This window comes from Nonlabens agnitus, assembly GCF_002994045.1.
Lineage (GTDB): Bacteria > Bacteroidota > Bacteroidia > Flavobacteriales > Flavobacteriaceae > Nonlabens > Nonlabens agnitus.
The window spans coordinates 887,136-910,682 of the sequence record NZ_MQUC01000003.1; the positions used below are offsets into that span (position 1 = coordinate 887,136).

Here is a 23,547-nt window from a genome sequence, read left to right on the forward strand (position 1 = left end):
TTAAACGCAGAGGAGTTTGAAGAGGATTACCGTCCTTGACTGCGCTCTGGTATGATGGAAATGTTCCATCCAACTTCAGAAGATCTAAGAGATATGGACTAAATCTTATCTATAATTTCAAAAGAGATTTAGTAGAGTTTTTACCTACCTCTTCAAACTAAAATGCCCTCTAAAACTCCTACCATCCGACATTTGATACTCAAACCAATAGTCACTGGATGGCAAAGGTTCACCATTAAACGTTCCGTTCCAGCCTTGATCGGCAGCTGTCAACCTACCCAATAATTTACCGTAGCGGTCAAAAATAAAGACTTGTGAGGCAGGGTCTGCAACTGCGTTTTCAATATGCCAGGTATCGTTAAATCCATCCCCATTGGGAGTAAAGAATCTAGGGTAATCCAGTATAATCACCGTTTCTGTAGAAACACCGCAACCCGATATATCTCTAACAGTTACCTCATAAGTGCCGGCGTCCAATCCCTCAAAAACATTAGATCGCTGAAAGCTAAACCCATCGATGGAGTATTCAAAGCTGCCTTGCGAACTCAAAACAACCTCTATTGAATTACTGTTTTGGGAAAAATCCTGAACATCGATCCGCTCGATTTCTGGAACTATGGAAGGTACCACGGTAAACTCCCGATAGGTTTCGCATATCACCGTATCGTATTCATTATAAACGGTAACCGAATAACTTCCTGGTTCAGTAATACTAACAAGATTAGTCGTCGACCCTGTGGACCATTCGATACGATCATAGGCACCGTCGAATTCGATTTCTAAACTATTGAGGCTATTACATAATGGATATTCAGTTTCTAGGTCTAGAATGGGCCTAGCAACAAGCTCCACTTGAAATGACGTGGTATCATAACAATCCTCTAAAAGAAAGTTTTCCGAGCGTACAAACACTTCTATTGATTGATCGGTCTCTAATAGGCCAGAAGCTATTTCATTGATACCAGCTTCTGCATCTGTTAGACTTAAATAGTAGGAAACGATCACATCCACTTCAGACTGTCCATTCAATATGGCATCCGTTTGGACATTTAAATCTACGGTAACTGGACCTCCATTTTGATTTTCACAAACCTCTAGCTCATCAGGTGAGTTGGCCACGGGCATTCTATAAACTCCTAAACTAAACGAGGTGACCTCATAACAAGTCTCATTAGCTACATTACTGATGCGGGCAAATACTTCGGTATTTCTATTGTTAACGGTATAATCTGTGGTGATAGGATTAACTTTAGCAATGGCATCTGCGGCCGATTCATAATATTCTATGGTAAAAGATGCCGCTGTCTGATTTCCTAAAATGACCCCATCAAACTCGGTCAGGTCAAAGTCATTAGTCAAAGGCACACTTGGATCCAGGCACAAAAACACATCATCCACAGCATTGGCAACAGGCTGCTGATCAACAATTAGGTTGAAAGATGTTTCGGTAAAACAACTATTTTCTTCGCTAGAACTTAAGCGTGCGGTAATGCGCTCTCCAGTTGATATAAAAGTTTTATCTGCAGTTAATGTAATCTCTGATCCGTCGGTTCTGAAATATCGGATCTCCGCACCTGCTTGACCATTGATAATACCTTGTTCAATTTGTGTGAGGTCAAACTCATATAATCCATCTTGGTCACTGCCACAAGCTCTAAGGTCATCGACAGGCTGCGCTTGCGGTGCAGTTCTAACATTAAACTCCAGCGGTATTTCAACAAAACATGTGGCCGTATTTCCAGCAATCGCGTTGGTTTCTACCCTAGCAGTTAGGGTTTGAGAACCAGTCACAAATGGATTAGGCAATGGTGAGGATAGGGTTGTACCGTTTTGATCGGTATAGGTGATGGAAAACGCCGGATCATTGCCTGTCAATTGGTTTTCTAGATCTGAGGTATCAAACTCGTATAAACCATCGTCATCCGTATCACATTGATCTGGTATTGTAATCGTGACGAGTTCAGGTTGCCGCGTCACATTCAGTGTGATATGATGACCTAAGCCCAAACAGTCATTATCAATCTCGCTATCCGCACGCACGTAGATTTCTTGCTGGTCGCGGTAACCTGCATTCTGATAATTAGACACATCGGCAATCGCATTCAGTTCACGTAGGGCGTCATTCTCATTCCTATAAAACCGAATCACCAACTGCTGTCCAGATGGGAACTGATTTTCAATTTCTGGTACCACGCTACTAAAATCAAATGTCGCAACTCCATCGGTGATATCAGCGCCGTCATCACAAGCGTAAAACTCTCGTAAGAAAGAATCAGGAATCTGTGTGGTGGTTACAGTCAGCTGTATTTCTGCTGTACGATAACAGCCGGCTTGACTTTCTACTCGTGCGAAAACCAGATCACTACTAACCGTTTGATTGGTATAATCGGTTGGATCGGTGATCGAATTAACTCCTTGCTCTGCATCGGTTAAGGAGCTGTAAAAAGTAAAAACCTCGTTGCTGGCATTACTCGAAATCTCTTCTTTGGTTTCCTCGAGGTTAAAAACACTAAAACCATCCTGGTCATCATCACATTGCTCGAGACTGATGACAGGATTTACATTAGGCAGTTCCTCGACCTCGATGGTAAAAGAACCAACCGTCTGGCAGTCATTATTGTCTGGGTTGGAAGCGGTAAAATAAATCTGTTGGGACCTTGTAAGGTTACCATAATTCGCAGGATCTGCAATAGGAGTAGCAAGACCACTATCTTCAAAATAAGCGATGTCAAAAACGGTATTGGAACTATTGGCCAAAAAGCTATTCTCATGAGTGGTAAGATCAAATAGAGTCCTGCCGTCTGCATCGGTTCCCACACTCGTATTATCGCAAAAAACGAGATTAGGAATATCTGCAGCTAGAACAGCGCTTTCAAATACTTGTATATTCGCTTTCGCGAAAGCGGCACAATCATCATTATCATTGTTGGTAACCTGGGCAATAATTTCTTGAGCGGTAAACGTGTTGCTATTGATATAGGCGGTTGGATCTTGAATAGGTGTGTTATTATCCAAGTCCGTCTGAGACGCAAAATAGGTCACGTTGAATTGTGCGGGATCCTGACTGCCTAAAAGAACGCTATTCCATTGAGTGAGATCAAAAGCTGCAAATCCATCATTGTCAACATCGCAAATGGCTATATCCTCAACAGGGTTGGCAACAGGCTGTTCAAAGATTTCGATTTCTTGGGTTTCGGTGCTGGATTCTCCACCCGCATTTACGGTTAATGTCACCTCATAAATCCCTGCAGCGCTATAAATATGTGTGGGATTTTCAACAGTAGAGGTGTTTCCATCGCCAAAATCCCATAACACAGAATCGAAAGTGTCTAGTGAGGAGCTCAACCTAAATTCTGTGGTATCGCCCAAACAAAAATTCTCGCTTTCAAAAGCGACACTGAAAAAACTTTGAATGAAAGGTGGCAACCCTAGCCGTGCAGCACCTTGACCTAAATCGATCGCGTCAAGTTCAAAATTAGCACCAGATCCAAGTACATCAGGATTGTTGATGACACTCAGTGTTTTAATTTGATCGTTTATGGTATCATTAGGCACTCTTGTCGCATAAATCTTACCGTCCGTGGCAAGCTGTAGTGCACCCCAACCACTACCTGGAACAGGATCTGCTAAACGCTTAATGGTCAGGGAAATTTCAAACGGTGTACTTTTTGTGATATCGTATTGAATGATTCCGTTACCAGTAGAATTAATATCAGTAGTGTATAACACCTGACTATTTTGAGAGAATTCGACGCCATAGTTACCACGACTATCAGGTATATTCATAAAATTGGAAACTACACCTGTGCTAGCGTCAAAATCGACCAAATGAAAAGAATCCCTATTTCTGGCGTGAATCATTGCTATTCTGGTTCCATCAGGAGAACTCTTCATATAACCGATATTATCGGAAACAAAATCACTTGCGATAACCGGACCTATGTTGGTAACAACGGGTGTAGCATTTACACCAGTATCGGTAACGAGATAAGCATAAAACGCGTCACTTTCTCTCTCATGGGTGATGACCCATATATCTCTGCCATTAGCATGTTTTATTGCGGTTACTTTTTCCAAGGTTGGTGCAACGAGTTGCACGTTCTTCTCCACCACATCACCCAGACCACCATTTAAGGTCATGTCCACGGTGGAATAGTTTAACCCCTTAAAGTCTGCCTGGCTATCTACGACGAAAATAACGTAGTCTGTAGATGATCCTGGTACAGGTACGATCATCGCAGACTGCGTACTGGAGAAACTACCTTTTAATCCCCTTCCATTAGGCATGATGGAATGGTCTCTAGCCCAGACCTTCACACCATCGGTATAAAACTGCAACCTCCCAGATCGGTCAGCTATAGAGGCAGACCCTTCTTGTGTGGTCATTTGGCTATTATTCAATGGGACAGGTACGCCACTGTTAAAATCCAGTCCAGCTTTATCACCAAAATACCAGATATTGGCCTCACCTTGTGCTACTAATATCTGGCTAGAAATGCATAGGATTAAAACGGCAATGATCTTTTTCATTGGTACTTAGAGTTCGAAAGCAAGTTAAGGCAAACGATCTATTTAGTAGTGTTGTGATGGGATTTCGCTTTCGCGAAAGCAGAGCAACTTCAAAGTCTTAATTCCAATCCACTGTAAACACAACTTCTAGATCTATCGATGGCACAGAAAGAGTTACTTCACTAGGACGAGTATCTGCAAAATCAGAAAGTCTGAATTCACGCTCAAACGGTGGTGCTTGCATCAAGTCTTGCACAAAATTGCCATCATCATCGGCCATGGTATATAAAATTCTAAATTCTGGGTTAATGTAAAGTTCCGCGTTGGTAAGATCCCAGGTCAGGTCTCCTTGATTTTGCTTTACCGGAGATCTGTACCATTCGTTAGCCCCATTGACATCGCCATTGCGTATATCCACTCCAGGTTTCAGTAAAACAAAAAATACATCTGCCAAACGATTAGGGTCAGTTTCTGGAAATTCTGGATCTAGCGTGGTATCGATTCCTGCAAAAGAGTTGATTTTTATCTGATTAATTTTAACGGAATTACCTCTAGAGATATTTGGAGTGTAGGTAGTATCAAACTCATTACCGTCCTCGTCCTTGGCACGAAAATATACAGTAGAATTCATGCCCAATTTATCAAACTTAAAAAAACGGGTTTGTGAACTTCCTTGATCTGAAAAGGCAGTAGTGCTGGTTTGAAAATTATCAAATGATATGGTCAGGCTAGCCATTGGTTTTGATGAGTTTATCATCACGGGTACAACCTCATCCACAACCGCAGTGTTCGTGGCAGAAAGTTGAATATTGAAATCTTCAGGGACAACTTCAGGGTCCATTGAATCATCACTGGGCCCACAGGACGCTAATAGGATAAAAATTACAAAGTAAAAAAAGTTATTTTTCATTAAATAGATGGGTTTCATGATGGTAAAACGATTAAAGTCCCGATATATTCTTTTTAAGATTTATGGATATGACGGTAATTGTTGAATGTTAGCCATCGCTGGTGTTGGTGGATAAATTACTTCCTTATTTAGCATTAGGAAATCTTTATAACTCAAATCATATCTCTTAAGAACCCTATAGTTCAAACGTAAACTCTCAAATGTGCTAGATTCAATGACCTCTGGGTGAAAGAAATAAACAGATAAAGTATCAGTCGGTAATTCCGAGAATGTTTCTTTCGAACTTCTGAAACCACCAGTGCTTAGAGTAGTGTATGGAGCAATTACCGACAGTAGATTACGATTTAGGGTTATAGAGGTATCAGGATATACAATACCGGCATTTGTATTAGCTTCATAGAAAAATACACCATGATTAGATTGATTGATGTAATCGAATTTATCAGTTTCTTCTAGCTCACAGCTCGCACTAAGTAAAACTGTCGCAAAAAGTATATAGATCGTTTTAATCACTTTCATTTCTTATTATACAATAATAGAGCATACCTCCAATAATTGCTAATAGGGAATGAGCATATGCTTTAAGTAGTCATTAAAATTAATATGAATTTCTTCGATCATTTAAATAGACTACTCAACCTTTCCGTCAGGTAGAAAATTATTTTTTGCCTTGGTTGCATTTAAACGATTGAACAGAATAAACCGCGAGATCAAACCTACTGTTAAAAACCCCATAACAACTTTGTAGTCCAAATCCCAAAGCACACCATTTCAACCCATTTGCATGACTATCTTAGTTCCAAACTCCGGTAGCGTCAATGGCATTATTTCAAACCTCAATTCTCAAACCCCACATGGCCCAGTTAAATGCTACAGCCGCAGATAAGCATGTAAGTATTGTATTTCGTGCATCGAGGTAATTAGTTAGAGTACAATAAAAATAATTGAGACGTAGTGGCAATAATTTAATTGATCAATTACTCTCAGGATTTCCATCCGGCGTACTATCGATTTACACGTCATTTTACATAGAGAGTAGGTTGGTGATTTTTTTCTAAGGGAGAATTAGAGTTACTGCTTTTGATCACAAGTTTCGCTTAATACTTTTCGCATATTAAACAGAGTAGGTTATATTTTGTCAATAAGTGCATGTATATTTTAATTCATCGAAATTTTGAAAACTCCTGAATTTTGTAGAATACCAAAGAATCACACGAAATTAAAATCATACCGCCATGCAAAATAATAATGAAGATCGATTACAAAAATCTCGCGATGGTTGGAACAATAGAGGTAATACAAGACCGCCTTTTGCCATTGAGCCTAAAAAAGGTCAGCGTTCCGTGTGGGACTTTCCGCGTCCGCCAGCCATAGAAAAGGTAGAAAAAGTAGTAATGGTCAGTCACCAGGGCAAATCCATTGCGGAAACGCAACGAGCACTAGCGGTACTAGAAACAGCCAGTCCGCCTACCTATTATATACCACAAGAGGATATCGACATGGAATTGTTGGAACAAATTCTTGGTAAGAGCTCTTTTTGTGAGTGGAAGGGCAAGGCAACCTATTGGGCTTTAAAAGAAAATAACTCTCGTGCTATCGCATGGTCCTATACCAATCCTTTTCCAGAATTTGAAGATCTCAAACACCACCTAGCATTCTACCCACAACACCTGGATTGTTTTGTGGATGGTGTTGAGGTAAAAGCCCAGCCAGGCGAATTCTATGCCGGCTGGATCACACCAGACTTGACTGGGCCTTTTAAAGGAGATAGTGGTACAGGCCACTGGTAATTGATGAATCAGGTCTTATAGGTAATCTATCTTTATGCTTTAGTGAAAGCTGTAAATTGTAACAAAGACATAATAGAAGATAAATGCTAAAACAAGGAATCTAGCTTATGAAAGCTAAAGATGTCAATCTCATTCAAAAGCCTATCGATAATCATAGGGTGGAGCGACCTAAGCAAACTGGTTTTTCAAGTCCAGCGACTCATTACAATGAGCCTAGGATAGATTTGAATAATGTATTGGTAACAAATCAAGAATCCACATTTTACATTAGGGTGATAGATGATTCTTTTGAAGGTTTTGAGGTGAAGAAGAATGATGTTCTCATTGTAGATAAATCTTTGGTTCCCCAAGCTAATCAACTTGCCATTGTAATTCAAGAGGACAGTTTCCAGATTCATAGAGTAAGTGCTCAGGAGTGTACTGAGCTTAACGTTTGGGGCGTGATTACATATTATGTTATCAAATCTGTGTTATGATTGCCTTAGTGGACTGCAATAGCTTTTACGCATCCTGTGAGCAGGTATTTAGACCCGACTTAAAAGGAAGACCGGTAATTGTTTTGAGCAATAATGACGGCTGTGTCATTGCTGCAAATAAACAAGCTAAGGCACTTGCTGATATACCAATGTTTCAGGCCATCTTCAAGATCAAGAAAATATTGGATGCTAATAATGTGGCTTATTTTTCATCGAACTACACGCTTTACAGCGACATGTCCAGGAGAGTAATGGACACCCTTAAATTATTCTCACCATTGATCGAAGAATATAGCATTGACGAGAGTTTTGTCGACCTTTCTCACTATCCACACGCTAATTTTGATGACTATGGAAGAACAATAAAATCAACAGTAGAGAAAAACACAGGTATTCCTGTAGGTGTTGGGATTGCTAAAACCAAATCACTAGCTAAACTTGCGAACAAGTTTGCTAAGAAATTACAAGAAAATAAGGACGTTTATGTGGTCGATACAGAAGAGAAACGACAACATTTGCTACGTAGCTTACAGGTTAAAGATATTTGGGGTGTAGGGAAAAAGCATGCTGTAAGACTCAAAGATAAGAACATCATTACGGCTCTAGATTTTGCTGAAATGCCAGTGGCCTGGGTTCGTAAAGAAATGACAGTGATCGGTGAGCGCTTGTGGAGAGAGCTTAATAATATACCGTGTCTAGAATTAGTAGAAGAACCAGACGCAAAACAAGGAATAGGAACAGCAAAATCTTTTGGTTTTATGTTGACAGATTACAGCCTCATTGCGGAAGCCTGTAGCTATTATGTGGCAGAGGTTGCTGATCTTTTAAGACAACAAAAGAGCTCTGCGACCATGATTGAGGTAGGGCTGCAAACCAATAATTTTAGCAGTTATGACAAACAATACAGGAACAAAATAAGTATTCAATTAGATAGTCCTACAAACAGTACCATTAGATTGAATAAAGAGGCCTTAAAGGGTCTAAAACAGATATTCAGGCAGGGCTACCGTTATAAAAAGGTAAGTGTGAATCTCTTACAAATCGTTCCAGATAATCAGATACAAACGAGTTTGTTTGAAGAAAAACACAAAAACGAAAGTAAAGAAATCACTCAAGTCATTGACGCCTTGAATAACAAATTTGGCAAGAATAAAGTAAAAGTGGCTACAGTAGGAAACCGGGAAAAGGAATGGGCTTTAATTAAAGAACACCGTAGCCCAAGATACACCACACAATGGAATGAGATCCTCACCATTGGTAAATCTCAATCTCAATAGATCGTGATTAAAGGTCTATTCTAGTACAATACTTAATCATTTTAGATCATTTGATGGTTTCATTTCGCTTTCGCGAAAGCGAAATAAACATACTCTTTACAGTTAATTGCTAAGAACATTCGTTTGCTTAAAGCTAAAAAGTTATTTAGTGTTTGGAAATACAGGAAACTATCTATAATTCATTTAGAAATATCTTGATATTTATGCTCAAATCAGGCCTTGTGACTGTGAAAGCCACATCATTTAGGTACCTAATCGAGCTGTAGGTTTAAAATCACAGCCACTTCATTTTCACTTCTATCGTCCTCAATATTGATGTCCCAGTCGCTAGTGTAAATGCTGCCATAGACTTTGATATTATTTCCCGTTCTTGTTGCCTGAAATTTAACTGGTTTTTCTATTCCTTTAATAGATAAATTACCTTCTACCGCAAAAGAACCATCTGGTTGATTAGAAATTGAAGTGCTTTCAAAATTAATGCGCGGATAATCATCTTCATTGAAATATTTCTTCCACATCAAGTGCCCATCTCTTAAAAAGTTACCGGTATCAAGGCTTTGAACACTCACTGAGCCTTTGATTTTTGAGTTTTGAAGTTGACTTAGGTCGATTGAAGATTGAGATTGAATATCACCTATAGTTCCGTTTAAATCACGACTCTTAAAAGTGAAGGTCACTGTTGATTTTTCAGTATTGATTTTGGGACTAATTTGAGTCATTCCAAAGAGGAATAAAATTAGAACTAGAGCTTGTTTCATTATTAAGATTTGAGAATAAAGACATGTAAAAAGTCGTGGGTAAATCTTATTCCTTAAAATAAAAAACTCAACACCAACGGATAATCATCAGTATTTTTAATGAAAGTCTGGTTAGAGTATAATATAGATAGGACATCGTGTCCTTGGAAATTTGAAAATAAAGGAATTATAACCGTTCAAACCCTTTTCTAGAAGATCTTTTCTCGCTACTGTGATGTGGATAATCACATGATCAGAAATTGGCAAATGATAAGGTGTACTGCATTCTTTCCATGTTGTTTTATAACAGCATACTAGCCAATGTATTTCTATTACTCTGTCATCGGGATCGCGTTTTAAAATCTTCAAATCGCTGCAAAACTAGATCGCCGTCCCATTCATTTCAAATGAATAAGGCTTGCCTCAACTAAGGCTTTGTCATCGTTAAATAATCCACAATAGCTTAAAATTGATGGCTTTTGAGAAGTATTTTTAAGAAATCCTCCTAAATATTCTAGTAAACTTGGCGAAAATCTTCAAAATAAAAAACGACAAGAACCTCAACGATAGAATAATTACAAAAAGTCTAGGATTACTGAAATCCTACAGATGCTTTTACCTAGTAATGGTATGGATAATAATTTCTTGTAGCCCTAAAACCGCTTCCCTTGAAACTCCTATTGACTATTCTGAAGATTTCAGTAATACAGGGAATCAAGAAATCCCTGATGAATGGTGGACCACTTTTGAAGACGAACAATTAAATAGCCTCATCGACTCGGCACTGTCAGATAATTTGAGCATAGCGTCAATCTGGGAACAATTCCAGGCGGAAAAGGAAAACGTAAGAATCCAAGGTTCAAATCAATGGCCGCAGGTAGAAGCTTCACTTCGTAGCGGTATATCGCGCCCTCAACCTGATTTTGCTGGTGGTGAAAATACTCAGGCAGGACTTTCAGCCAGCTATGAAGTTGATTTATGGGGACGTATTAAAGCGACAAAGAACGCGGCAACTTTTCGTGCCACGGCAAGCTATTATGATTATCAAACAGCTACTATGAGCTTATCAGCAGAGGTAAGCATCGCTTATTTTAATGTTCTGAGTGCTTTGCAGCAAATTGATCTCATAAAGGAACAAATCAATATTAATGAAAGGATTACAAAACTCATTAAAGCTCGTTTCTCTAGCGGCCAACTTAGGGCCGTAGATGTGCTGCGCCAGCAACAGTTATTGGAATCTACCAAGGCATTGCAGATTCGGGCAGAACAAGACTTGGAATTGGCTCAAAATCAATTGGCACTTTTGGTAGGTAAACCGGCACAAAGCAATCTATTAATTAAAAAAAGATCCTTACCAAAAGTGGATAGCCTTCCTGCCACGGGTCTTCCCTTGGAATTGACCCGTAGAAGACCTGATTTAAAAAGTGCGTACCAACGTGTTTTGGCGGCAGATAGGGATTTTGCAGCAGCCATCAGCAATAAATATCCTAGACTTTCCTTCACCGTGGCCACTCAGGCAAGATCCAATACATATGCTAATCTATTTCAAGATTGGGCGTATAGCATCTCTGGAAATTTAGTGGCTCCAATATTTTACGGAGGAAGATTAAAAGCCGAGGCAAATCAGGCAGAATCTTTAAAACAAAGTGCCTTATATGATTATGGTCAAACCGTACTGATAGCTTTCAGAGAGGTAGAGGATGCACTTATCAATGAGCTGAAGCAAAAAGAGCGAATGGAGGTCTTGGAACGTCAGCTATCACTTTCTGATAAAACAAACCGGCAAATCCGTTTAGAATTTTTGAATGGATTCAGTGAGTACCTAGATCTCTTAATTGCTTTAAATGAGCAACAACAGCTGCGTAGGGAACAAATAACGGCTCAACAAGAATTGCTTGAGTTTAGAGTAAGTCTTTATCGTGCATTGGCAGGAAGCTTTAAAACAATACGTGAAAATGAAATTAATGAATAAATAATGGGTACAAAGAAAATAGTAATCATATGTACTTCAATCGTGCTAATAGCGGCAATCGCTGTGTTCCTAATATTTAGCACAGAACCCACTGCAAAAAGTGAAGGCAGCGTGAAGCAAAGTGCCATGCTCGTCAACCTAACTACTGTAGAGAAAAACGAATATATACCACTAATTGAAGCCACGGGAACGGTTCGACCGTTGGAAGATGTGATCATAAGCCCTTTGGTTTCAGGTCCAGTTATTAAAAGATCAGAAAACTTTTTGCCTGGAAGTTTTGTAAAGAAAGGAGAGCTGTTATTACAAATCAATCCAGCCGATTATCGCAATACTTTAGCATTGGAGCAAAGCAATCTAAACCAGGAAAAGACCAATTTAGAGATAGAGATGGGAAGGCAGGAAGTAGCCCAGTTGGATTTGGATCTAATTGGGATTGATACCATAAGTGACCAAGAGCGTAAATTGGTGTTACGTCAACCACAGTTAAACGCGGTCAAGGCAAACATACAATCGGCACAGGCCTCTGTAAATCAAGCATCGTTAAATTTAACCAGAACAAGTATTAGAGCACCATTTGATGCTCACATCTTAAATCAAAATGTAACGGTGGGATCACAAGTAGCTCCCGGTGATAATTTAGGTCGACTGGTGGGAACCGAGTTTTATTTGGTAGAAGTCAATATCCCAGTTTCAAAATTAAGATGGCTAAACTTTCCTACCGGCGGTAATACTCAGGGCTCAACCGTAAGGATTCGCAATAAATCGGCTTGGCCGGATGGTGCATCAAGAGAAGGCTTCTTAGATAAAAAAATTGGAGCCTTGGAAGGACAATCAAGGTTAGCCAGAGTTTTGGTGAAAGTCCCACAGCCCTTAGGCAATCCAGATCCTAATAAACCTGATTTGATTATAGGGTCATTTGTTGATGTAGCCATTGAAGGGAAACCTGTTCAAAATGTGGTAAGAATCAATCGAGATTATGTGCGCCCTAATAATACAGCATGGGTGATGAAAGAGGGTAAACTGGAAATTCGTCAACTCAAATTTGCACTAACAGATTCAGAATATGCATACGTCATGGAAGGTTTAGACGATGGCGACCAGGTGGTAATAACTAATTTAAGTACAGTAGCCGAAGGTGTTGACCTTAAAGAAGACACGAGTAGCCAGATGAAACAGTAAATCAACGATAAAGGACACCCACAATGTCAAAGGATAAAAAGAATAAGGTGAGAAAGGAAGGTGCTATTGGATTTATGGCGCGCAATTCTGTGATTACAAATCTTTTGATGATCCTTCTTGTAGGTGGTGGAATCTATACCATGTTCAGTATCCAAAAGGAGGTTTTTCCGCAATTTCAACTAGACTTTGTAGAAGTCAACGTGAGCTATCCTGGTGCAGCACCCGCTGAGGTCGAACAAGGTATCTTACTGCCTGTGGAAGAAACAATTCGTGGCATTCAGGGAATCAAAGAAATTGTTTCCACAGCTAACGAAGGATCAGGAAACGTCACTATAGAGCTTATTGCCGGTACAGATCGTATGAAGGCTTTCCAGGATATTGATCAGGCGGTGAGCCGTATCAATACTTTTCCAGACGATATTGAGCAACCGCAGGTAAGCTTGCAAAATCGCCAGCGCGATGTGATGGAGATTGGCCTCTACGGTAATGTCGACATCTGGACCCTACGCAAACTGGCTGAGCAGATGAGGAATACTCTTTTGAGCGATCCTGAAATTACCCAAGTAGAGATAGGTAGTGTTCCTGATTATGAAACAAGTATCGAGATCCCTCGATATAAACTTCAAGAATATGGTTTGACCCTTCAACAAGTAGCAGACATTATTGCTCAAAGCAGTCAGGATGTACCAGCTGGAGCGGTCGAAACAAATTCAGGTGAAATATTATTGCGCATGAAGGAGCGCAAGCAGTGGGCAGATGAATTTAGAAACATCACCATTATCACGGCAGCATCAGGTGCTAAGGTTACTTTAGGTGATCTGGCAACTATAGAAGATACGTTTGAAGAAGCTGGCTTTCATGGACAATTCAATCAAACGCCTTCCGTAGAGATGGAAATTTTCCGTATTGGTGATCAATCGCCATTAGACATTGAAGAGCGTGTTAAGGAAATTATGGAAGAATTTCCTCTGCCTCCAGGCGTCAATTTTAGAATCGATAGCAACAGAGCTGAGGATTATAGGGAGAGACTTTCACTATTGACTGAAAACGGGATTTTGGCCATCGTCATTGTGTTGGTGATTTTGACATTGTTCCTAGAATATAGACTCGCATTCTGGGTAATGATAGGTATGGCTATCTCCTTTGTGGGTGGTATGATATTCCTACCACTCATAGGCGTGAGTATTAATATGATATCCATGTTTGGTTTTCTAGTGGTACTGGGTATTGTTGTTGACGATGCCGTTGTGGTAGGGGAAAATATATATGAAAAGCGGCAGCAGGGCATGAGCTATATGAAGGCGGCTGTAGAAGGAACTAAGGACGTTTCAAAACCAGTGATTTTCAGTATTCTTACCACAATTATTGCATTCGTACCTCTGTTATTTATTCCTGGTGAAACGGGCAAGTTTTGGTGGCCTTTACCTGCCGTGGTAATCGTCATATTGACAGTGAGTTTATTGGAAGCTTTGTTTATTCTTCCATCGCATTTGGCACACCTTTCAGAGAAGAAAAAGAGAAAGTGGGTTGAAAAATTGGAAGGTTATCAGCACGCTTTCGCGAAAGCGTTTGACCGGATCATTGAAACTTATTACAGGCCATTTCTTGATCGATGTCTCAAGCACCGTTACATAACGCTCAGTCTTGCAACCGCCTTATTACTTGTAGTAGGTGGCTATGCTTATAGTGATCATATGGGTATGGTATTGATGCCACAAGTAGCGGCTGAAGAAATTGAAGCAGGAGTTCGTTTGCCGGTAGGAACCACAAGAGCTCAAGCTGAAGAGGTGGCTGCAGAAATTACGACGGCTACTCAAAAAATGTTTGAGGAATACGATCTCTATAAGATTGCAGAGGGCATAAAAACGAATATCCGCGGTCAGAACTTCATCGATACAGAAATTGTATTACTACCACCAGATCAAAGGGACATTACTGCAGCTGAGGTCATCGCCCTATGGAGGGACAATATAGGCGAGATTAAAGGGGTGGATCAAATCACTTTTGAAGCAGAGCGTGGTCCTGGAAGCTACCAGCAAGATATTAGCGTGGACTTAAGTCATCCAGATATTGAGATGTTGGAGCGCGCGAGCATGGCTTTTGTGGAACGCATGGAAGCCTTAGAAAACTCTAGAGATGTAAGCGACAATTACGACAACGGGAAACAGCAGTATGACTTTAATATCCTACCAGAAGGTCGCAATCTGGGGTTGACTTCTAACGAGGTGGGAAGACAGGTTCGCAATGCATTTTTTGGTGCCTTGGCGTTACGCCAGTTAAGAGGTACAAATGAAATTGAGGTTAGGGTGAAACTGCCTCTTTCAGAACGTACAGACATTCAAAATCTCGAGGACTTTATAGTTCGTAGTCCTGATGGAATAGAAGTACCGCTTATGGATGTTGTTGAAGTAACCCAAAGAGAGGCTTTTACTAGCATAAATCGTAGGGATGGTCTAAGAGTGGTCAATGTAGGTTTTGATGTAGAACCTGCAAATGCCGTTGGGCGGGTTTTGGCAAAAGTTAAAGAAGAAGAGTTGCCTCAATTGAGAGCTGATTTTCCTGGAATCACTTGGACTTTTGAAGGAGGTCAGGCAGATATGCGGGAGTCCACTCAATCTCTTTGGAGCAATTTTGCCATGGCCATGATATTGATCTATGCACTATTGGCAATGGCTTTTTCAAATTACATTCAACCTATTATTGTGATGACAGCAATACCTTTCGGTATAGTGGGAGCGGTGCTTGGTCACATCATTCTAGGCTATGATTTGTCATTGGTAAGTTTGATGGGAGTAATTGCCTTGTCTGGAGTGGTGGTAAATGATTCATTAATAATGATTGATTACGCCAATAAAAAGCGTGGCGAACTTTCCATTTATGAGTCCATACACGAAGCAGGTCTTAGAAGGTTCCGCCCGATCATGTTGACCACATTAACAACTTTTGGAGGATTGACGCCTATCATTTTGGAGACGTCTAGCCAGGCTTTTTATCTAATTCCCATGGCCATTTCATTAGGATTTGGGATCATATTTGCGACCTCTATTATTCTTGTGATTGTTCCTTGTCTATATTTAGCATTGGAGGATGTTCGCCTGCTAATTCAAAAACGTAAGACGGTGCAGCGAGATAGTGATGTAGTTCATGGGTGATAAACAAAGGAGTATTAATTTCAACCCAGTAAAACATCAAATTGTAGGGCAGTTGAGAAAGCGCGTTCTATTCATTCTATGTTGTTTCGGAAAACATCCCATCAAGGAGCTCTATAAAGCCACCTATTAATGAATGACCATGAGCTTATTTGCTATAATAAGGCTAACTCTTAATAACTTATCTATCAGTCTTTCGCTATTCCGCTTTCGCGAAAGCGAAATAATCCAACTTCAATTTTTTGCAAATAAAGGAATCGCGGATAGAAAGATATTTTAGGAATTACTGTTCGAACCAGTTGATCTGCTCCTGGACGCCTTCTTCAAGACCTACTTGCGGATTGTAATCCAGCAGCTTTTTGGCTTTGTCAATCACTGCTTTGGTTCTAAGTTGATCACCGCTACGAGCTGGTTTAAGGTCGATACCAATTTTGGTATCCATTAATTTCTCCACGGTTTGAATTCCCTGTGCGGTTGTGTATTCCTGATCTGTGCCCAGATTAATAACTTGGCCATCGCAAACATCTTCTTTACCTATGGTACTCACGATACCGTCAATAATGTCAGTGATATGGGTAAAGCTGCGTTTGTGCTCTAGACTGCCTTCAAACAATGAGAATTTTTCCCCATGTATCGCGCAATTAATCAATTGGCTAAACATTTTGTCTGGTCGTTCTCGCGATCCATAAACGGAGTATAATCGCAGTGAGCAGGCTGGATAGTTCCCTAATCGAGATTGGGACATAACGAGCTGCTCTGCAGCAAGTTTTGTGACACCATAGTTCGAAATGGGTTTTGCCATTTGTTCTTCATCACAAAAAACGTCTTTACCATAAATCGATGAGGTCCCAATATTGACAAACATTTTCAACTGCGCTAGATGAGCGGCAGCTACTGTCAATCTGTGTGTTGCAATGACATTATTGGTAAGGTACTGCTCAAAAGTTGAGGTACTTGCAATGCCTGGTAAAGCTGCTGCATGAAAAATATATTCCACATCTTTAGGCAAGGCTGCCTCTAGATCGTCTTCTCGCAAATCCAACTCCATTACTTTGATATCCAACTGCGAAAGAGCAGCTGCATTTTCGCGCTTTAATGTGACATCGTAATAATCAGAAAAGTTGTCGATTCCAATAACCTCATGATGGTTGGCATGCAATCTTTCAGCGAGATGGGACCCAATAAAACCAGCGATGCCAGTAATTAAAATTTTCATGAAGAATGGAATTTTCTATTCCAAAGGAATAGATTTTATTTTGATTTGAAAAAGGTTTGCCTATTACTTGGCAATTTGACCAGATTTCAAAATTACTTTAGATTTTATTATTAACCTTGTAAATCCAACCTAAATAACCCCATTGTTGAATGACAAATTCCTTAACGATTATCGTACCTGTTTATAATGAGGCAGATAATCTAAAACGAGTGGAACGTGAACTGAGCGCCTATATCAATAGTTCTAAGGTAGAATCGTCGGTCCTCTTAGTAAACGATGGATCCACAGATGAGAGCTTACGGATTATCAAGGACATTTGCGCTTCAAACCCAAAGTTTCACTACATTAATTTTGATAAGAATTATGGCTTGAGCGCTGCCATTAAAGCTGGTTTTGATCACGCTACAACTTCACTGGTAGGATATATCGATTCAGATTTGCAGACCAGTCCCATGGATTTTGATTTGTTGTTGGAACACATTGGAGAATATGATCTCGTGACTGGTGTGCGTTCACAGCGCAAGGACAGTTTTGTCAAAAACATGTCTTCTACCATAGCAAATGGTATAAGACGCAGTTTCACTCATGATGGAATGGACGATACCGGTTGTCCACTTAAGATCATCAAAGCAGATTATGCAAAACGCATCCCTATGTTCAAGGGATTGCACCGATTCTTACCTGCAATGATTTTATTGCAAAATGGTAAGATCAAGCAAGTTCCCGTGCAACATTTTGAACGCGTTGCGGGCACGGCAAAGTTTGGTTTGTGGAATAGATTACTTGGACCATTAATGGATTGCTTTGCCTATCTATGGATGAAAAAGAAATACATCAACTACAAAGTAGCAGATAAGGCATGAATGAATGGGTCATCTATGCCATAGGTTTTGTTGCCCAAATTCTTTTTTCCGCTCGATCCATTATGCAATGGATCGTTTCAGAAAAGAATAAGCGTGTCCTGACGCCAGTTTTATTTTGGCAGCTTAGTCTTATCGCATCCTTTGCGCTTTTTTTGTATGGCTACTTGCGCAACGACTTTGCCATCATGTTGGGTCAGATATTGACCTATTTTATCTACATACGCAATATGCAGTTGCAGGACAGCTGGCGATCTTTTCCAAAGGCTTTGCGTTGGTTTTTATACCTATTTCCGCTTATAATTTTAATTATAGGATATAACAATCAGGTGTATGATAGGGAATTGTTATTCCAGAATGAGAACATTCCCAACTGGCTGCTGGCATTAGGCATCGTGGCACAGGTTGTCTTTACATTGCGCTTTATCTATCAGTGGTTTTATAGTGAGAAACGTAAGGAATCATCATTGCCCATGGGTTTTTGGGCGTTGAGCTTGCTGGGTTCCCTTTTAATCTTGACCTATGCCATTATTAGAAAAGATCCAGTGTTATTTTTAGGTCACTTGTTGGGAATCGTATTGTATTCCCGCAACATTATTATTTTGAAAACGCAGGAATGACAAAATTCATTGAGAAACATCCATATTGGAGCATCATTATTCTTTGGGCTGCAGTCTATATCGCCCATTTGGGATGGCTGTATCCCAACATCATGGAAGCGCGCAATTTCGTTACCGCTCGTGAGATGGTTACAGACGGCAACTGGATACTCACCACCATGGATGGTCTGGCGCGCTATGAAAAACCACCATTACCTACTTGGTTGACGGCATTTTCTGGAGAACTCATAGGATGGGAAAGTTTGATGGCATTGAGACTACCGGCAGCGCTTGTGACCTTGTTATTGTTGTTTTATATGTTCTCGCTTTCGCGAAAGCTGACTCAAAACAATCATCTCGCGCTCCTTACCAGCTTGATTACAGGCACCAGCTTCTACGTCATATTTGCAGGACGTAACGGCACTTGGGACATATTTGCTCATGCGTTTATGTTGGTCGGTATTTATTACCTATTCCAATTCTTATCGCAAGCTGAAAAACACTACCGAAACGCGCTACTAGCTGGATTACTTATAGGATTAAGTTTTATGAGCAAAGGTCCAGTATCACATTATGCCTTGTTGCTTCCATTCCTTATCGCTTATGGGTTCACCTACAAGTACAAAGCCTTCAGAAAAAAATGGTGGCCATTACTGGCGATGATTCTAGTAATTGCCTTATTATCATCTTGGTGGGCCATCTATATCTACGTTTATGACACTGCAGAAGCCACCAGAATTGCCACCAAAGAATCCAGCCGTTGGGTAGGCTACGAGCTCAAGCCATTCTACTATTATTGGAGCTTTTTCACACAGTCTGGAATATGGACCATACCAGCATTCGTCGCTTTATTATATCCCTATTTGAAGAAGAGAGTTTCCAATAAAAAAGCCTATCGTTTTGTTCTTTTATGGACTATTATGGCTGTGGTACTGTTGTCTTTGATCCCAACCAAAAAATCACGTTATCTATTGCCAGTGTTGATTCCGCTGGCGATGACCACAGCATTTTATATCGAGTATCTTATTTTAAATTTTAGGCAGATCACCAGCAAATGGGAAAAATGGCCGGTGTATTTCAATTTTGGACTTATCGCGACTATAGGCTTGGTTTTTCCTTTGGGAGCCTTCCTATATTTTGGTGAAAAGCTCGATGGTTATTATCTGTATTATATCTTGACATCAATTGCTCTGGTAGCGGTTGGAGCCTTTATCTGGTATAGTCTGATCCAGCAGAAATTAGGCAGAGTGTTTTATGGAACGATCGCATTTGTGATGGTGGTAATTACATTTGGTTTTCCGCTATCAAATGCGCTTTTAGGAAATCCAGATTACAATTCGCTTACCAGTTTGAGTGAACGTCAACTACCCACTTATGCCTTGGAAGATCTTGCTCCAGAGTTGGTTTGGGATTATGGAACCAGTACGATCCATAAAACTGAAGAAGAATTATTGTTGATGAACGAATCGATCATAGGTGTATTCACAGATTATTCTGTGGAAAAGAACAAACTCGATTTTCTGAACGAAAAGTATCGAGTAGAATCCGTGGAAACCTTTGACTTAAATCCAGTGGACAGCACTCGCAGCAGCTATAAGGACCGACTTAAAGCAGATTTTTATGTGCTCAAAAAATCTCAAGGGCAGCAAATTAAAATAGTGAAATAGGGATTTGATGAATTTCGCTTTCGCTAAAGCGAACTATTAAAGAGACTTTGTACTTGTCATTTTATTTTTCGAAATAATATAGATTAAGGTCCTTTCAATTAACATATGTTTTTATTTTGCACTTCCATTTCTTAGGCTAAAAACACTAAGATCTTATTTCAAAATTATATCAACTTGCACTTGCCTCGATTTTTACCCATCCGCGCCCTTGTTTTCTTTCTGTTTGTCTTTAAACTTAGTTATTCGCAACCACCAGTATTTACTGGTACTTTAGTCAGTGATTCAAGTGGTTTTTATGATATAGGACAGGCAAATACGAGTAAAAATGTTGCGGTATCTCCTGACGGAATTATTTATGTCGTCTATCAAGGACCTACAGGAGTTTGGGTAGCAAAAAGTGAGGATCGTGGTGCATCTTTTTTGCCCAGTGTACAGGTAAGTCCAGCGCAAAATGCAGAATCTAGTATTATGGTCAACGATGAAGGGATCGTATTTGTCTCTTTTAGCTCGAATGGATTGATGGTTTCAAGAAGTCTCGATCAAGGAGAAACGTTTGAGCCACCTAGATTCATTTTTTCTACTAATTCCCGCGCTGTTCATATGGCGCACTATAACGACAATGTATACCTGACTCAGACCTCTGGTATTGATTTGATTTATAATAATAATTTTGGAAATGGTGCCTATTCATCCACGCCTACCGGTGGTGCATTTGTATATGCAGATATCCTGACTGATGTTAACGGAACCATTTTTCTTCCCACAGACGATCCCAACCTATATCTTTTTAAAAGTGAAGATGCTGGCCAGACAGTTGATCAAATTGCACTCAATCCTGCCGGAATAGTTTTCTTTTCCAGTTATGCGTTAAGCGATGGGCCTTGTGGCACCTATATTTTTACAGGTGGTAGCGGTACAGAAGGCTACCGTCTAGATGTGGAAACCGGTATGACTAGAACCATCCAATTGTCAGATAACTCCAATAACGTTCAAGGTAGAACCTTGTTTGCCGATAATACAGGAACATTGATTGACGGTTACAAATCCTCAAGCGGTCAACTGGAAATGAAAATAAGCGCTGATCAAGGTGCAACCTTTGGTGAAGCAGTGGTCATAGCGGTAGGAGAGAGCCACAATATCGCACGTAATCCATTCACGGACGATATCGTCGCAGTATACTCCAGCAACGGGCAAATCTACCTATCTGTATTTCCAGATTTATTGAAGAACATACGATTGAACGAATTTGATACGCTACCTGACTTTTGCGACAGTAATTCTTTTGAGGTCGAGTTTGAGCTGTCTGGAGGATTTACAAGTTCAACCCTTTTTGAAGTGATCCTAAGTAATGCCCAAGGTAACTTTAACAATGCGACCGTTATAGGGACGAGTGAAACGTCAACCAGCGGAACCATAACGTGCACCATTCCAGATGGAATAGAATTAAGCAATGATTACCGTATACTTATTAAAGCAGATGAGATTTGCCTGCAGAGTAACGCCATAGATCTCTTCATTGACAACAGTTTGCAGATTACGGGTGATACGAGCGTCTGCGAGTTTGAAACCAGCCAGTTGTCTGGATCAGGAACTCCATCTGCCACAAACCCTTGGGTGTCTTCTGACGAGAATGTGGCGACGATAGACAATAATGGGTTTGTTACAGCTGTCTCAGCTGGTACAACTATGATAACCTATACAGAGCAAGGTGGTTGCAACGACAGCGTTACGACAACGTTTACCGTTCTTACCCAACCGGTAATTATGGGGCCGCAAACAGTTTGTCTTGACTCACAAATTACATACACAGCAAATGGAACTCCAGCAGCTACAGACGCATGGACATCTTCTGATCCGGCAGTGGCAACTATAGATCAAAATGGTCAATTATCAACTCTTTCCAGTGGCTCAACCACCATTACATATACCACTCTAGGTGGCTGTTTTGATACGATGATGATTGAGGTTAGTACCGATGCCACCTTAAGTGGAGATACACTGTTATGTTTAGGTGAATCAAGCCAATTAACGACCGTTTCTCCTACATCAATTGCTGATCTATGGCAATCTTCAAATCCGTCAGTTTTGACTGTTGATAATACAGGATTGGTAACCTCTGTAGGTCCAGGTACCGCTACCGTCACCTTTACTAATGTGAATGGATGTGCAGGCGATATTGATATTACAGTGACAGATCCCATAGAGATTACACCTATAAATCCTGTTTGTGAGAATGAACAGTTGCAATTGATTTTTACCGGCGGTAGTTCAGCTTTGAGTTGGACTTCTTCAAATCCTGATGTTGCTATTGTAGATGAGAATGGACTGGTATCTGCTATTTTAGCTGGGATAACGACCATGACAGCGATTGATGATAATGGATGCCGTGGCGAGATTCAAGTAACAGTGGAATCTTTACCAGAATTCATTTTACCAGAAACCGTCATTGTATGTACTGATGATGAAGGAAACGTCATTCTTGAAACCCCATTTTTAGAATCTGGACTGGATTCTTCCAGCCATACTTTTGAATGGTATTTGAACGATGAGCTATTACCTGATGAGACAAACAATGGTTTGGAGGTGACGTTCTCTGGTGAGTATAAACTAATTGCTACGAACAACCTTACAGGATGTAGTTTTGAAGACGAGACCATCGCCTTGCGCAAGGAACCACCATCCTTATCTGTAGAAATTACTTCTATCGATTTTGCCGAGGACCAAACCATCATCGCCACGGCAACTGGTGATGGTGATTTTGAGTATAGTATAGGCGATGGACTGTGGCAAGAGAACGGTGTTTTTGACAATCTAGACGATGGCAGATATGAAGTGATAGTTAGAGATAAAAATGGCTGTGGTGAAGATGCTCAAGTGGTGTTTATACTTAGCTACCCCAAATTTTTTACACCCAATCGTGATGGATTCAATGATCTATGGAGCATCGCAGGATTACAAGAAAGTCAAAATCCAATCATCAACATTTTTGACAGGTACGGGAAGTTACTCAAGCAGCTTAATTTTTCAGATTCTTCTTGGGATGGCACCTTTCAAGGTGAGTTGATGCCTTCATCTGACTATTGGTTCAGGATCAACTACATACCTAGAAATGATGATGTGCCAAGAGATTTTTCAGCACATTTTACGCTAAAAAGATAAGCAACTAATGATCTGATGATGTGATTGCTTTCGCGAAAGCGAAACAT

General features: G+C 40.2%; 15 protein-coding genes. 10 read left to right on the plus strand and 5 right to left on the minus strand.

Annotated elements, in window-relative coordinates; all coding sequences use genetic code 11:
* Positions 1–144: 144 nt before the first annotated feature.
* The 3 genes from BST86_RS04145 to BST86_RS04155 form a co-directional block, all read right to left on the minus strand.
* Positions 145–4,530, minus strand: a complete 4,386-nt coding sequence (locus BST86_RS04145; protein WP_105982164.1) for a T9SS type B sorting domain-containing protein — start codon at positions 4,528–4,530, stop codon at positions 145–147.
* A 97-nt stretch (positions 4,531–4,627) separates the two neighbouring features.
* The gene (locus tag BST86_RS04150) at positions 4,628–5,419 is read right to left on the minus strand and encodes a hypothetical protein (RefSeq protein WP_146126704.1); all 792 of its coding nucleotides are present in this window, start codon (positions 5,417–5,419) and stop codon (positions 4,628–4,630) included.
* Positions 5,420–5,479: 60 nt separating this feature from the next.
* Positions 5,480–5,938, minus strand: coding sequence for a hypothetical protein (locus tag BST86_RS04155; RefSeq protein WP_105982166.1), 459 nt, complete (start codon positions 5,936–5,938; stop codon positions 5,480–5,482).
* Positions 5,939–6,654: 716 nt separating this feature from the next.
* On the opposite strand from BST86_RS04155, the gene BST86_RS04160 reads away from it, so the two are divergent.
* From BST86_RS04160 to BST86_RS04170, 3 genes are all read left to right on the plus strand, one after another.
* Complete coding sequence (locus BST86_RS04160) at positions 6,655–7,209, plus strand: DUF427 domain-containing protein (RefSeq protein ID WP_105982167.1); 555 nt, start codon at positions 6,655–6,657, stop codon at positions 7,207–7,209.
* A gap of 107 nt (positions 7,210–7,316) precedes the next feature.
* Positions 7,317–7,685 (plus strand): S24 family peptidase, encoded by a 369-nt coding sequence (locus BST86_RS04165; RefSeq protein ID WP_105982168.1) that lies wholly within the window; start codon positions 7,317–7,319, stop codon positions 7,683–7,685.
* A complete protein-coding gene (locus BST86_RS04170) occupies positions 7,682–8,962 on the plus strand; it encodes a Y-family DNA polymerase (protein ID WP_105982169.1) in 1,281 nt (426 codons plus the stop codon). Before BST86_RS04165 ends, BST86_RS04170 begins: the two co-directional genes overlap by 4 nt.
* A gap of 251 nt (positions 8,963–9,213) precedes the next feature.
* Here BST86_RS04170 and BST86_RS04175 read toward each other — a convergent pair whose 3' ends face one another.
* A complete protein-coding gene (locus BST86_RS04175) occupies positions 9,214–9,720 on the minus strand; it encodes a YceI family protein (protein WP_105982170.1) in 507 nt (168 codons plus the stop codon).
* 604 nt (positions 9,721–10,324) lie between these two features.
* Here BST86_RS04175 and BST86_RS04180 point away from each other — a divergent pair.
* The 3 genes from BST86_RS04180 to BST86_RS04190 all read left to right on the plus strand — a co-directional run bounded on the left by BST86_RS04180 (position 10,325) and on the right by BST86_RS04190 (position 16,002).
* Positions 10,325–11,671: an efflux transporter outer membrane subunit gene (locus tag BST86_RS04180; protein WP_105982171.1), complete on the plus strand. Its 1,347-nt coding sequence runs from the start codon at positions 10,325–10,327 to the stop codon at positions 11,669–11,671.
* Between the two features lie 63 nt (positions 11,672–11,734).
* Positions 11,735–12,850: an efflux RND transporter periplasmic adaptor subunit gene (locus BST86_RS04185; protein WP_242446457.1), complete on the plus strand. Its 1,116-nt coding sequence runs from the start codon at positions 11,735–11,737 to the stop codon at positions 12,848–12,850.
* Positions 12,851–12,873: 23 nt separating this feature from the next.
* Positions 12,874–16,002 carry an efflux RND transporter permease subunit gene (locus tag BST86_RS04190; RefSeq protein WP_105982173.1) on the plus strand — a complete coding sequence of 1,043 codons (3,129 nt, stop codon included), beginning with the start codon at positions 12,874–12,876 and terminating at the stop codon, positions 16,000–16,002.
* Between the two features lie 280 nt (positions 16,003–16,282).
* On the opposite strand, the gene BST86_RS04195 is transcribed toward BST86_RS04190, so the two are convergent.
* Complete coding sequence (locus BST86_RS04195; RefSeq protein ID WP_105982174.1) at positions 16,283–17,215, minus strand: NAD-dependent epimerase/dehydratase family protein; 933 nt, start codon at positions 17,213–17,215, stop codon at positions 16,283–16,285.
* A gap of 149 nt (positions 17,216–17,364) precedes the next feature.
* On the opposite strand from BST86_RS04195, the gene BST86_RS04200 reads away from it, so the two are divergent.
* From BST86_RS04200 to BST86_RS04215, 4 genes are all read left to right on the plus strand, one after another.
* Positions 17,365–18,078 (plus strand): glycosyltransferase family 2 protein, encoded by a 714-nt coding sequence (locus tag BST86_RS04200; RefSeq protein WP_105982175.1) that lies wholly within the window; start codon positions 17,365–17,367, stop codon positions 18,076–18,078.
* Positions 18,075–18,695: a lipid-A-disaccharide synthase N-terminal domain-containing protein gene (locus tag BST86_RS04205; RefSeq protein WP_105982176.1), complete on the plus strand. Its 621-nt coding sequence runs from the start codon at positions 18,075–18,077 to the stop codon at positions 18,693–18,695. The genes BST86_RS04200 and BST86_RS04205 overlap by 4 nt, the downstream gene beginning before the upstream one ends.
* Complete coding sequence (locus BST86_RS04210) at positions 18,692–20,341, plus strand: ArnT family glycosyltransferase (RefSeq protein WP_105982177.1); 1,650 nt, start codon at positions 18,692–18,694, stop codon at positions 20,339–20,341. Before BST86_RS04205 ends, BST86_RS04210 begins: the two co-directional genes overlap by 4 nt.
* 180 nt (positions 20,342–20,521) lie before the next feature.
* Entirely contained in the window at positions 20,522–23,500 is a 2,979-nt protein-coding gene (locus BST86_RS04215) for a T9SS type B sorting domain-containing protein (protein ID WP_105982178.1), read from the plus strand.
* Positions 23,501–23,547: the final 47 nt, after the last annotated feature.